Below are 15413 nucleotides of genomic sequence, written 5' to 3'. Positions count from 1 at the left end.
GCGACTGGCCGGAGCCCGCTCCCGGAGCCTGGCCGAGTGATCGGCGGGTTGCAAGGAAGGGCGACGTTCAGGTGTGGGGGGTGTCGGACCGGAAGACATCGGCCTTGCGAGGCGTGGCGGTGGGCCGTTCGATCGAGAGGGTCACGTCCGGTGCCTCATGCCCCATATGCAGCTCAACGAGGCTGGCATTCAGGGCTCTGTCGGCTGCGGTCTGGCGGTAATTGAAACGCAGATAATCGTGCCAGGTGGGCGTGTGGAACGACTCGGTCCACACGGCGGTATCGCGCAGATTGCGCGTCAAAATCCATCTCCGGGCGCCGTTGCGCCCTTGCGCGCGCCGGCGCTGCAGCATCAGGGCGAGAAAGTTCTCAATCTGACCGGCGGCGATCCGATACTCGATCCTGACGGCAATCGGACCGCTTCGCGGCTTCAGATCGAGGTTGATGGCGGGCGCCTCGAAGGTCTCGTGCGTCGAAACATCAGAATCCTTGCGCTGATGGATGGGCAGGAGCAACCCGAGAACGGCGACGCCAAGAGAGGCTGCGCTCGATGCCTGCAAGGCAAAACTCAAGGAGTAGCTCTCGGTGACCATCCCCCAAAGCCAGCTCCCGGCGGCGAGCCCGAGTGAGGTGAGCGCGTAATAGAGCGAAATCGTCCGGCCGACGACCCAACGGGGGCTCGCCCATTGCACGCTGATGCTCAGGCCCGACCAGCCCAGAACCCATCCGGCGCCGCCCAGCATGAGGGCAACCGCCGCGACAGCCGGGGTTTTCGTCAGCGAAAGACTGATCGTGCATGTCGCACACGCGACGCAAGCCAGCTTCAGGAGCTGTTCGTCCGACAATTTTCGCCTGAGCGCTGTCGAGGTCAGGCCCGCCAGCAGCGCTCCTGCGCCGAAGCCGGCCATCAGGGTGCCATAGGCGACGGCTCCCTGTTTAAGCTGATCACGAACCACCAACGGGAGGAGCGCGAGGATGGCGATGCCCGCGAGCCCGAACAGGAAGCCGCGGGCGAGCGCCGTCTTGATTTCCGAAGACAGCGACGTGAAGCGAATGCCGTCGGAGATCGCCGTCAGCATCGCTTCGGGTGGCAGTCTCGAGGTTGGGACTTTCCACCGGGAGCGCCAGACCACGATCAGCGGCGCGAGATGGCCAAGGGTGTACAGGCAAAACGCCGTCAAGGGGCCGAAGGACGCGAGAATGATGCCCCCGAGAGCCGGCCCCACGCTGCGCACCGTGTTGAACCCGACGGAGGTCAGCGTAACGGCCGCTGCGAGATCCTTTCGATCGACGATATCGCCCACGGACGCTTGCCAGGCCGGGTCGTTGAAGGCGATGCCGCAGCCCGCGAGGAAGCTGAAGAACAGGATGATCCAGGGGTTGATCATGCCAAAAGCGACGAGGATCGTCAGCGCAGCGGCGGTCACGGCCATCAAGGACCGCGCCGCCAGCATCACCTTGCGCCGATTGAAATTGTCGACGATGGCTCCGGCGAAGATCGACAGGATGAAAGCGGGCAGGTTCGTCGCGGCCTGAACCAAGGCAACCATGACGCTGGACGGCGTGATGGTTGCCATCAGCCAGCTCATCGCGATGGTCTGGATGAGCCATCCCATCCCCGAGATCAGCCCGGCGAGCCAGATGGCCCGGAATGTCAGGTTGTTGAGAGGCGCAAACGGCCCAGTGCCTGCCGCAGGCTTCTGCACATCCATGACCCGGCTCTTTTCCGACGTCTGCTTCTGGGCGCCGGCGTTGATTCCGAGCGTAATTCCTGACTCTTACGTCACGATGCCTGTTTGCAAAGCGCCAAGAACGCAGGTTGCACCATCGTCCAGCGACGGGTGCCGGCCTTGCGGCGACACGATCCCGGCAGTCACAACGCGCCCGAAGCCGACGCTGGTCCATCGCCGCCCCCGTTGCGCCGGTGCGTCATCCGCCGGCGGCGCTGTCCCGGAAGGTCTGAACCGCCTCAGCGGCAAGGGTGTTGATGGATTTGGAGCCATCGCTCATCAGGCGAACGATGATGCCACCAAGTCTCGCTTTCGCAGCATCGGCCTCGTCGCCGATGAGGCGATTGTCGCGGCTGACGGCATCCCAGGCACGCGCCTGGATCGACTCGGCAACCAGCATCTCCTTCGAATTAAGGACACCGGGGAAGCGGACATTAACAGTCGACATCGGCAGGTCTCGATCGCTCCAAGAAGACGCCCGTACGGTCGGGGGCGCACGAGCAGATCGATTCCGACGCGGACGAACTGCACGGGCGTACCAGCCTGGGCGGCAACCAAACGCTCAATCGGACAAAGAGTTCCGGCAGCGCGATGGAAAAGCGTTCGCCTCTTCACCGCGTCATGCGAAGCGAGCCACCACCCGCTTCAACCGAGCCTGAAAGGCTCGCCTCCTGACCAGAAAGGCGGGCAACGACCCGCTCGCGCGAGTACAGCGTGACATTGCCTCCTGAGAAACTCCAGAGGTTGACGGTCTCAAGCGGAGATCCCGCACAACCACTCACGGAGGCCTTGTAGAGGTCGATCGAGGACGTGGTGGAGAGTTGAATTCTGCAGGCCTTTCCGCTGGCATCCACAGCTCGCCAGGCCCCGGCGTAGGCTGATGGGCTGGATGCAGGTGGAATCGCCTGCGAGGCAGAGGGCTGGTTTGTCGCAAGTCTTCGCGCAGGCTGCGGTCGCTCTTCGATCACCTCTCCCTCCCGGGGAAGCTCGCCGTCCTCATAAGGCTCCGGCGCGAAATCAGGACCCGAGGCAACAGGGTCTGGTGGTGGTCCAACCACGACGCGTCCGGCGGGAGGTGCGACATCGGTCTGGAAGGAATCCATGCCGCCGTTATCGAAATAGGGTTCCGTTTCGACACCGTCATATGGCGGCGCATCCCAAGGCGCGGGGTAACCAGGTGCCGGGCCATAGACGCTGCGTGGCCCCCAGGGGCCGGTCGAGTAGCTGGTCGGGTAGCCAACCGAATTGCAGGCCGTCAGGAGGACCGAGGATGCGGCAATCATGATGCGTCGCAGCGTCATCGAATACCTCGCTGGAAATCCGGCCCTTGATGGCAGGGCAGCGCTTGTTGGGGCTTTGACTTGATTTGCGACGATGCTGAGCGGCGCACCGCCGCGTGAGGCGACGAAAAAGGAGGGCGACCAAAGACTACCGCGCTTATGGCGATCACGCATCCCGGGTCGCAAGCGAGTGCCCTTGTCGCTACAGTTCGATCCATGGCGAAGCAGGCCGCGAGGGCAACAATATCGCGCAGTGTCTCAAGGTCCTTGATCGGCCTTGCCGTCGCTGTCGTGGCCGCCATCTCATGTCCGGCCGCATCCCGGGGTCAGGAACCGTCTCTGGCCGGCCAGATGAAGAGCCTGATTGCCATCCTGCGGGTCACCGCGTTCCGGCCCGAATGGAAGCTCCATCCTGATGAGTACGCGGCGAACGGCATCTCGCAGTTCTTCCCGACCGATCCGACGGCCGAATATTCGTGCCTGGAAAGTGGATGCTACGCGTTCGGCTCGATCGAAGCCCCTTTCAATCTCGCGATTATCCATGGGCCCGATGGATCGCTCTCGGCGAATTTTATCCTGAAGGAAACCGATCCGGCGAAAATGAACAGGGCCGATCAGTTTCAGATCACACCGCTTACCTATCTTGGCACGGCGTGCTTCTCGGTCGCTGCAGCCAATTATCTTCATAGATCAAAGCTGTATTTTGATCCCGATACGCTCTCGAAAGAGGTGGACTCTATTTTTATTGAAATGGAAACCAAGAATAATACTCAGGATTTCCAGCGCGGGATCATCGGCGGGTTAAAATTATCGTTCCCCAAATATCGCGTTACGCTTGATCTTGCCAGCGAGATGCCAAATGTAAGCTGCGCGATCCTCTATGATGCTGAGGGTGGCATCAGCGAACTCGATTCAGTGGCAAACGAACTCGCGGGCCCCAACGCTGCACGGTAGTGCCAGTGCGGAAACGCGGCCCCTTCGAACCGTCGCCCCCCCCGCGCGAGCTTGGCGATCGCGATGCCATCGCGTGGATGACGAAGGGTGATCGAACGACGTCAGGCAACGTCGATCTGCTTGACCAGCCTTACGCCGGCGCTGTGGACCACTTGCAGGGGGGATTCCATTCCTGCCGCTTTCAGCTTGGAACGCAGGCGCGCCAGGAACGCGTCGAAACGCCGGCTTTCGGGATCGATCCGGGCGTGGCCGAACAGACCCATGATCAGGTCCCGCGAAACCGTTTCGTCCGGTCGCGCCGCCAGATGCTCGAGCAGGATCACCTCCCGAACCGAAAGCTTCACCGATCTGGTGTCCGGCGAGCGCAGCGTTCGAGTGTGCCGATTGAGCCGCCAGGCCGCACCTGCGGGCGCCTCGATCGCACCCGCCCCTCGACCGTTTTCGGCTTCGACCGGCCCGCGGCGCATGCGTCGACCGAGATTGAGAATGGCCAAAGCCAGTTCCTCGGTGTCGACCGGCTTGGTGAGATAGAGATCGGCTCCTTCGGCATAGCCGCGCACGCGATCGTCGCGACCGGTGCGCGCCGTCAACAGAATGATCCCCATCTCCCGCCGTGCGGCCATGTCCCTGGCCAACTCGAATCCGCTGACGTCCGGCAGGTTGACGTCCAGGACCGCGATGTCATAGCGCTCCTGCAGCAACGCCTTGTAGAACGCGATGCCGGACGGCGCCTCCGTGACATGCATGTTTCGCAGCCGTAGATAGTCGGCGAGGCTCTGACGGAGATCGTGGTCGTCCTCCACGAGAATGATTTTGAAATCTCGCGAGATCTCCTGTGCAGCACCTTTCGGGCCGGCCACCGCGTCCGCCATCATCATGTGCATCCACCCCATCGCGACGAGATTCCGTTGACGCCGGCCCCGACAATCCTGCCCGCGACTGATGATGGCGCGGCGACGCGTTCCGGCATGGCCTCGGTCGCAGCCCTGCCGCCGCGGCACCGCCGTCCCCGCCTGTGGCTCGCCGTGCTGGCGGCGATGCTCGTACTCGGCATCGCATATCTAACCCAGGCGGAACCTCCGCCCCGGCCTGCGCCCTTGCCCTCGCTGAACGGCACGATTTCCGTCCTGTCCGATCCCGCTTCGTCACTGTCGCTGGCGGAGATCCTCGATTCGGCCAAGCAGGCTGAGTTTCGGACTATCCAGGGGGCGCATGTCAACTTCGGCTTCACCCGGACCCCCGTCTGGATTCGGGTGGAGCTGCCCGGCCGGATGGCCAAACAGGCCATCCTTTCCCTGGCGCCGAACTTCCTCGATTACGTCGATGTCTACACCGCCGCGCCGGATGCCCCCCTTTCGAGCGAGCGGTTCACCCGGCACGAGATGGGGGATCGCCGTCCCCTGCCGCGGGACGGCCTTTCGGCGCTCGACTATGCCATTCGGCTCGATCTGGCCGAGGGTGCGACGACGCGGGTGTTCATCCGCGTCCGGAACGGTAATTCGGCGACCTATCTGCATCTGCGCCTGACATCAGCCGAAGACTACGCCGCCGGGGCCGCCCTGGATGCGAGTCTTTACGGTGCCTGGCTGGGTGGGATGGGCGTGCTGTTGGTGACCCAGCTCGTCTTCTTCTATTTCGACAGGAAGGCGCAATACCCGCTTCTGGCGGCCAGCACGCTTGGCATCATGCTGATTTACATGGGCAATCTCGGCTATAGCAGGGTCTATCTCTTTCCCGAGAATGGTGCCGCCAACGATGCCTTTCTCGGCTTCAATGCCTGGGCGGGCCTGACCGCCAGCGCAATCGCCTATATGCGCATCCTTGACCTGCCCAACCGGGCTCCGCTGTTGCACCGCCTCTATCAGGGAAGCGCGGCCGCCGGGCTCGTGGGCGTAGGCTTCGCCTTCGCCGGCCTGAACATGATCTTCGGCCCGATCGGAACCATGCTGGGGATCGTCATGGCCTGCGTCAACATGGTGCAGGGCCTGAGGCAGTGGAGCGACGAAGGGGCCGCGAGCCGTCTCAGGGGCGCGGCGTTCTCGGCGCTGTGCGTCGGCGCCTTCCTGACGATGGCGCAGCGTCTCGGGGTTGCCTGGCTGCCGCATTGGGCCATCCACAGTTATGGCATTGCCGGCCTGTTTCTCACGGTCCTGCTGACGGGAGCCCTCGCGGTTCGGCTGCGGGATGCCGAAGCGCTGACCCTCCGGATGAAGGACGAGGCGCTGCGGCATGCGCAGCTTGCCGAGAACATCGCGGCGGGGTTGGTCGAGGAGAGAACGCGCGAACTCGTCGATGCCAGGCGCATCGCCGAAGACGCCCTGCACCTCGAAAAGCAGTCCCAGCTCCAGCAGGTTCGCTTTCTCGAAGTGGTGTCACATCAGTACCGGACGCCGCTCGCCGCCATTCGCTCGAGCATCGACAGCATCGGGCTCGCCTTGCCGCCCGATGACGGCGCCAACCAGGGCCGGATCGAGCGCATCCGCAGAGCGATCGCTCGGCTCGTCGAAATGCTGGAGATCAATCTCGCCCGCAGCCGGGTGCAGGGACCGTCCTTCCGCCCCCGGATCGCCCACGTCAATGCCGGCGCCCTCGTCGTCGCCGCCCACCAGCGCGCCTGCGATCTTCTCAGCGGCCCGACGATCAAACTGCTGATCGAGACTCGGGCTGCGCAGGCGGCGATCGTGGCCGATGAGGGCATGATGGAGCTCGTCATCATCAATCTGCTGGAAAATGCCGTCAAATTCACCGCGCTGAAAGGCAGCGAGCCGATCGCGCTCGCCTTGGGCCTGGCGGGAGAAGAGATCACCATCACCGTTACGGATCGCGGCTGCGGCATCCCGGCCTCCGAGCTTCCCGGGGCCTTCGTCCTCGGGGTGCGCGGGCGGTATTCGCAGGCCGTCGAGGGATCCGGCCTCGGCCTCTTTCTCGTGAAGAAGATCGTCACCGCCCATGACGGCCGGGTTTCGATCGAGAGCAGCGAAGGCGAAGGTACGACGGTGCGGGTCGCGCTGCCGACAGCGCCCTGACCGGGGCCTTTCCCGGAGAAGCCCGTGGCTGTGGCGTCGAAAGCCGATCCGCCGCGCGAGATCCGCTCCATGGGCGTGCCAAAATAGACACATCCTTTGCTCGTCTTCGAAAAACAACGCCCGGGCAAAGCAAGTCGTTACATCGCGTTACATCCCGGAAAAAGCGTTACAATTTCAGGTATTGCTTGCGGTCGACGTCCGTACCAACGTCAGCTGTACATGGAACCGCCCGGAGCTGGTGCGGCAGCGCCGTCCGACCGCGCCAGTTCGAAAGTGGGACGGAGCCTCGCGCAACGGCATGCGCGTTGCGCTTCCTTTTGCCCTGCTTCTTTCGGGCTGTTCGGCACCCTGCCCTGCCACCCATGCGGTGCAAGGCGTCGATTTCGGCAAGTAGCCTGAGTCTATTTCTAAGTTCAATTAAATATATAAATATCGATACTTCGTATATCGGCGTATCGGTTCATCGCGATGCGAGATGAATTAACATTTGTTAAAGTAATTTACTCCACAAACTCGCTCCGACACCGAATATCATTCCATCAGAGTGACGCGGGAGATTCACATGCATAGCCAAAATTACGGATTCACCGACGAGGTTCGGTTGAAATCCTTCCAGAACATGATCATCAGCACCCATGGCGACGCGGCCGAATCGGCCCGCTTCAACAGCGAGGTCGACACCCCGCAAGCGCTGGTCGTCTATGCCGCGGCGCGGGGCGTGGATATCAGCGAGAGCGAAGCGCAGACGGTGTTCGAGGCCGCACAGGATTTCGTCGTGACCCAGACCGCGGCAGCCGGCGGCGAGGTTCGTCTGGATGACGCCGTGCTGGGCACCGTGAATGGCGGCGTGAGCTGGGCGGCGGTCGGCGGCACGATCTGCGGGATTGCCGGCGCTGTCGCCGGTGTCGCCATCGCCGTCGCCACTGCGCCCGTCAGCATCGCGCTGGGAACGGTCGCCGGCACCGCGGCGCTCATCGGCACGGCCGTCGTGGGTGGAGCCGGAACGGCCTTTTCCGGAGCTGTCACCGGCGCGCTGGCAGGCGGTGCCTCGCAACTGATCCACGACAAGATCACCGGCTGAGGCGAAGCCCGCCCTCTCCCCCGATCGAGCCGATACAGGAAACCAAGATGAGCATCTCCCAGGAACATCCGTCCTTCGGACGCTACATGGCCGCCGTGCTCCAGGACGAGGCCAAGCTGAAGCAGTTCGCCGAGACCGTGACCGGCCCCGAGAGCCTGCGCTCCTTCGCCGCCGAGCGCGGCCATGCGCTGTCCGCCGAGGAGGCCGAGCAGGTCTACGCCAAGGCCGGCGCGCTGCTGGAGGCCTCGTCGGGCCGCAGCCCGATGAGCGACGAATTGCTCGCGGACGTCAATGGCGGCATCAGCCTGGCAGCCATCGGTGCCACGATCGGCGGCATCGGCGCCGCTGCCTCGCTGACGCTCGCGGTCGGCTGCGTCATGGCCGCCCCGTTCACCGGAGGTGCGAGCCTGGCCGGCGCGGCCGCGGCGATCGCCGGCCTGAGCGGCACCGCCGCGGCCACGGTCGGCGTCGGCGCCCTCGCCGCCGGCGCGGTCGGCGCGGGCATCGGCGCCGCCGGCGGCCACATCATCGAAAACAGCTGAGCCGCAAGGCTGATCGAAGGGGCCATGTTCCGACGGCGTTCGGAACATGACCCCTTCCCCATCCGGCCGCGCCGCCCTCGCGACGGCGGCCGCACGACCCCTCGTTCCGAGACGATGCGACATGACGGCGGCTCTCTACCGCAAAGAAGCACTCGACAATCTCGCGGGCCCCGACCGGCTCGACGAGATGGTGCGCGTCACCTCTCCGCATGGCTGGGCGGCGCTGGGCACGGCGCTGGTGATCGTGACCGGCTGCCTCGGCTGGTCGATCCTCGGCAGCTATCGCACCACCGTCAGCGGCAAGGGCCTGCTCGTCCCGGCGGGAGGCGCTTTCGTCAGCGTCTATGCTCCCAAGGCAGGCTGGCTCGACAGCTATCGTCAGCGCGGCGATAAGGTGAAGAAGGGCGATCTGATCGCCCGGCTCAGCGCGCCCGAGGACGCCGCCCGCCTCGTCGATGTCGATAGCCGCGTCACCCAGCTCACGGCGCAACGCGTAGCGCTCGCTGCGCAGATCGAGGACCGCATCCTCAAGGAGACGATCGCGGCCCAGCGCAAGCGCGAGGCCCTGCAGGAGACGATCGATCTTGGAGCATCCCGGGTGGACGCGCTCAACACCTTGCTCGGTCAGCGCGAATCCCTCTTGTCCAAGGGGTTGATGCCCTCCGACCGGATCATCGAAACCCGCGAGAGGCTGTTCGCCGCGCGCGAATCGATCTCCCGGGCGCGAACGGAGCTGTTATCGCTCGACGCCTCGCTCCAGACCCTGCGCCACCAGACCGACCAGGAGCGTGCGGCGCTCGATCGCCAGTTGCGCGACGCCGAGGGGCAGCGCGCCCAGAGCCATCTCAGCGAGAACCTGGCGACCACCATCGTGGCCCGTTCCGACGGCACCATCACCACCAACGAGGCCGGCGACCATGCGCTGGTCAGCGCCGGCCAGAAGCTGATGGTGATCGAACAGGGCGGGCCCCGGCTCGACGCGCTGCTCTACGTGCCGGCCGACAGCGGCAAGGAGGTCAAGCTCGGCATGGAGGTGCGCCTGTCGCCTTCCACCGCCAAGAAGGAGGAATACGGCTCGCTGATCGGCACGGTCATCCAGGTCGACGACAGCCCGGAGAACGAGGCGGCGCTGACCCATCGCCTCGGCAACCCCGATCTCGCCCGCCTCTTCACCAAGGCTGGGCCGCCGCTCCAGCTCGTCGTGCGGATCAATCCCGGTTCCGGCGGCCCTGACAGCTACGCCTGGACCTCCCAGCGCAGCGAGCAGATCGAACTCGCCTCGACCACTCTCTTGGAAGGCCAGGTGACCGTGAAGTCGGGCCGGCCGATCAGCCTGTTCATTCCGGCGCTGCGCCGGTTCGTCGGCCTATGAGCAAGGTGCCTCCCGTGCGCTTCCCGCAGACCGGCCGCAAGCGGGTCCCGACCATCTTGCAGATGGAGGCCGTCGAATGCGGCGCCGCCTGTCTCGCCATGGTCCTGGCCCATCACGGCAAATGGGTGCCGCTCGAGGAGCTGCGCGTCGCCTGCGGCGTCTCGCGCGACGGCAGCAAGGCGAAGAACCTGGTGCAGGCGGCGCGCCGCTACGACCTGGTGGCCGAGGGCTGGCGCACAGAGCCGGACAAGCTCGCCGGCAAACCGCTGCCGGCGATCCTGTTCTGGGAATTCAACCATTTCGTCGTGCTGGAGGGGGTCGGCCGCAAGGTCGTCTATCTCAACGATCCCGCCAGTGGCCCGCGCACGGTCACGCATGAGGAATTCGACAGCGCCTTCACCGGCGTGATGCTGACGATGGCGCCGGGGCCCGATTTCCAGCCCTCAGGCGAGCGGACGAATGTCTGGGGCGCGGTGCGCGAGCAGCTCGCGCCCTCGCGCGGCGCCGTCGTTTTCCTGGTTTTGGCCGGCATCGCCGCCCTCGTGCCCGGCATCTTCGTTCCGGCGGCGACGAAGGTCTTCGTCGACGACATCCTCGTCCGCCATCTGACGGACTGGATGCGGCCGCTGCTGCTCGGCCTCGCCTGCGCGGCCCTTCTCGGCGGGCTGCTGAGCTGGCTGCAAGGCTATTTCCTCGCGCGCCTGCAATGGAAGCTCGGCGTGTCGCTGGGCCTGAAGCTGACATGGCACCTGCTGCGGCTCTCGCCGAGCTTCTTCGCCCAGCGCTATGCGGGCGACATCGCGAGCCGGCTCGCGACGACGGAGCGGGCCTGCGACCTGATCGGCAGCCAGGTTTCGGCCATGCTGGTGACCGGGCTCGCGACCCTGTTCTACGGCGCCCTCATGGCGGTCTATGATCCGGTGCTGGCCGGCATCGGGTTGGCGCTCGCTCTCTTCAACGCGGTATTTGCCCGTCTCGTCGCGCGGCGACAGGAGGATGCCGCCCGCACCGTCATGCGCGAATATGCGGCGCTCGGCAGCCTTTCCATCAGCGGCATCCAGTCGATCGAGACCTTGAAGGCGACGGCCTCCGAGGACGATTTCCTGAATCGCTGGGCCAATGCGCAGGCGCGCACCATGAATGCGGTGCACCGCTCGCAATTGCCGCTCCAGCTCCTCGATCTGATCCCGCGCGCGCTCGGCGCGCTGACGATGGCCGCGATCCTCGGCGTCGGCGGCTGGCGCGTCATGGAGGGGCTGATCACGATCGGGACGCTCGCGGCGTTCCAGACCGTGCTGTCGAGCTTCCTGTCGCAGGTGAGCGGGCTCGTCGGCGTCGCCTCGGGCATGCGCGAATTGCGGGTGGCGATGGAGCGCGTCGACGACGTACTGCGCTATCCGCTCGACCGCCGCCTGGATCCGACATTTGCGGAAGCGGCCGAGACTGCGCCGCGCCGCCTCTCCGGCGCGGTCGAGATCACCGATCTCGCCTATGGCTACAACCCGCTCGATCCGCCGCTGGTTGAAGGCTTTTCGCTGACGGTCGCGCCGGGTGCGCGCATCGCCCTGGTCGGCCCCTCCGGCAGCGGCAAATCCACGATCGCGCGGCTGATAGTCGGGCTGGCCGATCACTGGGCGGGCGAGATCGCCTTCGACGGGCAGCCGGCCGACCGGATTCTGCCGGGCGTCCGCGCCGCCTCGATCGCCTATGTCGAGCAATCCGTTGTCCTGATGGAGGGCACCGTTCGCGAGAACCTGACACTCTGGGACCCGCGGGTGAGCGAGCGGACGATCGTCGAGGCCGCCCGCGATGCCGGGCTGCACGACACCATCGCGGCGCGCCCCGGCGGCTACGATGCCCCGGTCAGCGAGGGCGGCAGTAACTGGTCGGGCGGCCAGGCCCAGCGCCTGGAGATCGCCCGTGCGCTGGTGGGGGAACCGAGCATCCTCGTGCTCGACGAGGCGACCTCCGCCCTCGATGCCGCGACCGAAGCGGCGATCCTCGACAATCTGCGACGCCGCGGCTGCACCATCATCCTGGTCACCCACCGCCTCAGCGCCATCCGCGATTGCGACGAGATTCTCGTGCTCGACCGAGGCCGGATCGTCCAGCGCGGATCGCATGAGGCGCTCTACCACCAGCCGGGCACCTATGGGGAACTGATCCGTGCTGCATGAAGCTCCTCACCTGCTCGCCGCCTCCGGCACGACGCCCGTCGATCCCAGCGGAGCCGTGCCCGTCTCGGCCGCCGGCCTGCGGGTCGATGCTGGCTCGGCCGATCTCTATCTCGACTGGCCCGGCCGGGCGGGACGGCGCCGGCGCCTGGCTACTCTCGGTCCCCACGACATCGCCCTGCCGCTTTCCCTGACAGCGGCTCTATCGCCGATTCCGGCGGAAGCGCGGCTCCTTGCCTTTCCCGCGCTGGGATCGCGGCTGTCGGCCTTCGCGATCGAGCCCTTCCTGGCCAGCCTCGATGCCGGCGAGGCCGCCGCGATCGAAGCAGCAGAGAGTTGGGTCGAGCGCACCGCCCGCGCTGCAGCCGAGCCTTTGACGGGCACCCCCGTCCTGCTCGGCGATGGAGAAGGCAGGCTCGAACCGGGTTGTGTCGCGCGGCCGGCGCAAGGGCTGCTCTGGGCCGCAGCCGGCGACGCAGCCCTTCTGACCGATCTGCCGGGCGCCGGCCCGGTTCTCCCCGGAATGCCCGCGGTCCCGGTGACATCGGGTGGAATCGTCGCTGAACGCAGCACCGCGATCGGCTGCCGCACGAGCGCGGCCTTGGCCGCGGAAGGCGGCCTCGCGCGCGCCCTGCTCGGACATCACGAGCGGATAACCCGCGCACTCGCCTTCGCGGAAGCGAACCGGGACGACGACGAGGTCGCCCGCATCGCCAGCAAGGTTGTCCGCGACCGCGCCGTCCTGGCCTCGAGCGTCGCGCCGCTTCTGGCTCCTGCCGCCGGCGGCGTGCTGCACGGCGCTTCGCTCGCGTCGACTTTCCGCACCGTCGCCGAGGCCACGGCGGTCAGCATGCCCTCCACGCCGTCGCCCGAGGCGGGCAAGGATGACGGCCTGCCGATCGAGCGACAGATCGCCGACCTCGCCGCCTGGGCCGGCGTGCGGACACGCCGCATCCGACTGGAGCCGGGTTGGTGGCGCCGGGGCGGGCAATCGGTTCTCGGCTTCCGGCGCGAGGACGGCAGCCCGGCCGCGCTGATCGCCGGAACGGGTTGGCGAGGCGGCTACCGCATCCGCGAGGCGGGCCGGGACCGGCCCGTCGATGCCGGGACGGCGGCTGCCGTCGCCGACTACGGCTACGTGCTCCAGCGCCGCCTCCCCGACGCGGCGATCGACGGAAGCGGGCTGCTGCGCTTCGCCGCGCCACTCGCGTGGCCCGCCCTGATGGCCATCCTGATCATCGGGCTGGCCGGGAGTCTGCTCGGCCTCGTGACGCCGATGGCGACCGAGATCCTGTTCGAGACGGTGATTCCGGCGGCCTCGTATCCCGAACTGCTCCAACTCACGGCCGGCATCGCGGCGCTCGGGCTCGGCGGCATCGTCTTTGAGCTCGTGCGCGGCTTTCTGGTGCTGCGGCTCGCCACGCTCCTGAACACCGATCTCGAAGGAGCGGTGTGGGACCGGCTCCTGCGCTTGCCGGCCGGTTTTTTCCGAAACCACGCCGCGGGCGATCTCGCCTTGCGGGCCGCGGCGATCAACCAGATGCGCGACGCGGTGAGCGGGACGGCGGTCAGCTCCCTGCTCTCGGCGGTCTTCTCGGTCTCCAGCCTCGCCCTGATTCTCTATTACGAATGGCGCCTCGCCCTCGTCGCGATCGGCCTCGTCATCGTCCAGCTCGTCGTGATGGTGGGGGTCAATCTGCGGATGCTCGCCTGGAAGCAGCGGGCTCTTGAAACGGAAGGCCGGCTGCAGGCCCTGGCGCTGCAACTGATCCAGGGCATCGCGAAGCTGAAGGTCGCGGGCGCCGAGGCGCGGGCCTTCGCCCGCTGGTCGCCGCTCTTCATCGCGCGGCGGGCCCTCGGCTTCCGGCAGGGCGCGCTTTCATCCGGCTTCTCCGCTTTCGGAACGGCTTTTGGCATCGCCTCGGCCGCCCTGCTGATCGGGATCGTCGGCCTCGGCGGGATCGAGATCGGCATCGGCCGCTTCGTCGCCTTCAACGCCGCCTATGGCCAGTTCATGGCGGCGACCCTGTCGCTGGGAAGCGCGCKGCCCGCCTTGTTGTCCCTGAAGCCGCTCTATGGCCGTGCCGCGCCGCTGCTCGCGGCCTCGCCCGAGAACATCGGCCGGCGCGGCGCCCTGCACGATCTGCGCGGCGGGATCGAGGTCAACGATGTGGTGTTTCGCTACCGCGTCGACGGCCCTGCCGTTCTCGACGGCGTGTCGATCAGGATCAGGCCCGGCGAGTTCGTCGGCATCGTCGGTACCTCCGGTTCCGGCAAGTCGACGCTGATCCGCATTCTGCTGGGTTTCGAGACGCCGGAGAGCGGCTCGGTGTTCTTCGACGACCAGGAGTTGAGCAGCCTCGATCTGCGTGCGCTGCGCCGGCAGATGGGCGTCGTGCTCCAGTCGAGCCGCGCCACGAGCGGTACCATCCTGGACAATATCCTCAACGGCGCCGCGCTGAAAGAGGCGGATGCCTGGGAGGCGGCGCGCCTCGCCGGACTGGACGCCGACATCCGGGCCATGCCGATGCGCATGCACACCTTCGTCGGCGAAGACGGCACGCTGCTCTCGGGCGGCCAGCGGCAGCGCCTGCTGATCGCGCGTGCGGTGGTGCGCCGGCCGCGGATCCTGCTCTTCGACGAAGCGACCAGCGCGCTGGACAACCGGACCCAGCAGATTGTCTCCCAAGGGCTGGAATGGCTCGACGCCACCCGCGTCGTCATCGCGCACCGCCTGTCGACCATCCAGAACGCCGACCGCATCTATGTGCTGCAGGGAGGGCGGGTCGCCGAGGAAGGAAGCTATCGCGAGCTTCTGGAGCGGGGCGGAGTATTCGCCCAACTGGCGCTCAGGCAGGTCGCGTGAACCAGACATCTCCCGAACGCGACTATGGAATGTTCAGAACCATCGCCGACGATCCGAACGCAGAGGGACCCGATATGAACAGCAAGATCGACAGCAGCAACCGCAAGCTCGACGAGGCCGAGCTCGACGACGTGCATGGCGCCGGAACCGGTGGGCATTGGGACCATAGCGGCAAGGCTTCGATGTGGGTGACGACCGTGCCCGGAGACGCCCATGGTTTCTTCAAGCCGACCAAAAACAGAAGCTCCGTCCGCCCGGACGGCAATGGCGGCTATATCCGCTGGGATCGTGCCGGCAATTGCGAAGCCCCGGCCATCCGCAGAACCTGAACCCTATCAATAATTTGGAGCCTGATCCGATCAGATTGAATCAACCTGATCAGATCAGGC

At 66.2% G+C, this 15413-nt stretch carries 12 protein-coding genes; 8 read left to right on the top strand and 4 right to left on the bottom strand.

Features of this window, described 5'->3' with window-relative positions; genetic code table 11:
- Positions 1-67: 67 nt before the first annotated feature.
- From AC1DGP_RS23610 to AC1DGP_RS23600, 3 genes are all read right to left on the bottom strand, one after another.
- Positions 68-1711, bottom strand: a complete 1644-nt coding sequence (locus AC1DGP_RS23610; RefSeq protein ID WP_476832597.1) for an MFS transporter — start codon at positions 1709-1711, stop codon at positions 68-70.
- Between the two features lie 217 nt (positions 1712-1928).
- Positions 1929-2177, bottom strand: a complete 249-nt coding sequence (locus tag AC1DGP_RS23605; RefSeq protein ID WP_476832596.1) for a hypothetical protein — start codon at positions 2175-2177, stop codon at positions 1929-1931.
- A 163-nt stretch (positions 2178-2340) separates the two neighbouring features.
- Positions 2341-3030, bottom strand: coding sequence for an AprI/Inh family metalloprotease inhibitor (locus tag AC1DGP_RS23600; RefSeq protein ID WP_476832595.1), 690 nt, complete (start codon positions 3028-3030; stop codon positions 2341-2343).
- A 195-nt stretch (positions 3031-3225) separates the two neighbouring features.
- On the opposite strand from AC1DGP_RS23600, the gene AC1DGP_RS23595 reads away from it, so the two are divergent.
- Positions 3226-3963: a hypothetical protein gene (locus tag AC1DGP_RS23595; protein ID WP_476832594.1), complete on the top strand. Its 738-nt coding sequence runs from the start codon at positions 3226-3228 to the stop codon at positions 3961-3963.
- Between the two features lie 101 nt (positions 3964-4064).
- On the opposite strand, the gene AC1DGP_RS23590 is transcribed toward AC1DGP_RS23595, so the two are convergent.
- A complete protein-coding gene (locus AC1DGP_RS23590; protein ID WP_476832593.1) occupies positions 4065-4841 on the bottom strand; it encodes a response regulator transcription factor in 777 nt (258 codons plus the stop codon).
- Positions 4842-4871: 30 nt separating this feature from the next.
- Here AC1DGP_RS23590 and AC1DGP_RS23585 point away from each other — a divergent pair, with 30 nt between their 5' ends.
- The 7 genes from AC1DGP_RS23585 (at position 4872) to AC1DGP_RS23555 (ending at position 15353) form a co-directional block, all read left to right on the top strand.
- Positions 4872-6989 (top strand): sensor histidine kinase, encoded by a 2118-nt coding sequence (locus AC1DGP_RS23585; protein ID WP_476832592.1) that lies wholly within the window; start codon positions 4872-4874, stop codon positions 6987-6989.
- Between the two features lie 562 nt (positions 6990-7551).
- The gene (locus AC1DGP_RS23580; RefSeq protein WP_476768690.1) at positions 7552-8070 is read left to right on the top strand and encodes a hypothetical protein; all 519 of its coding nucleotides are present in this window, start codon (positions 7552-7554) and stop codon (positions 8068-8070) included.
- A gap of 47 nt (positions 8071-8117) precedes the next feature.
- Positions 8118-8612: a hypothetical protein gene (locus AC1DGP_RS23575; protein WP_476832591.1), complete on the top strand. Its 495-nt coding sequence runs from the start codon at positions 8118-8120 to the stop codon at positions 8610-8612.
- Positions 8613-8733: 121 nt separating this feature from the next.
- On the top strand, positions 8734-9984 hold the full coding sequence (locus AC1DGP_RS23570; protein ID WP_476832590.1) for an NHLP bacteriocin system secretion protein: 1251 nt from the start codon (positions 8734-8736) through the stop codon (positions 9982-9984).
- Entirely contained in the window at positions 9981-12161 is a 2181-nt protein-coding gene (locus tag AC1DGP_RS23565) for an NHLP family bacteriocin export ABC transporter peptidase/permease/ATPase subunit (protein WP_476832589.1), read from the top strand. The genes AC1DGP_RS23570 and AC1DGP_RS23565 overlap by 4 nt, the downstream gene beginning before the upstream one ends.
- Positions 12151-15024 carry an NHLP bacteriocin export ABC transporter permease/ATPase subunit gene (locus AC1DGP_RS23560; RefSeq protein WP_476832588.1) on the top strand — a complete coding sequence of 958 codons (2874 nt, stop codon included), beginning with the start codon at positions 12151-12153 and terminating at the stop codon, positions 15022-15024. The genes AC1DGP_RS23565 and AC1DGP_RS23560 overlap by 11 nt, the downstream gene beginning before the upstream one ends.
- Positions 15021-15353: a hypothetical protein gene (locus AC1DGP_RS23555; protein WP_476832587.1), complete on the top strand. Its 333-nt coding sequence runs from the start codon at positions 15021-15023 to the stop codon at positions 15351-15353. Before AC1DGP_RS23560 ends, AC1DGP_RS23555 begins: the two co-directional genes overlap by 4 nt.
- Positions 15354-15413 lie beyond the last annotated feature (60 nt).

It is taken from the genome of Allobosea sp. 05T433, assembly GCF_056396065.1.
The sequence above is the reverse complement of the archived record's forward strand: the minus strand, read 5'-3'. Positions and strand labels throughout refer to the sequence as shown.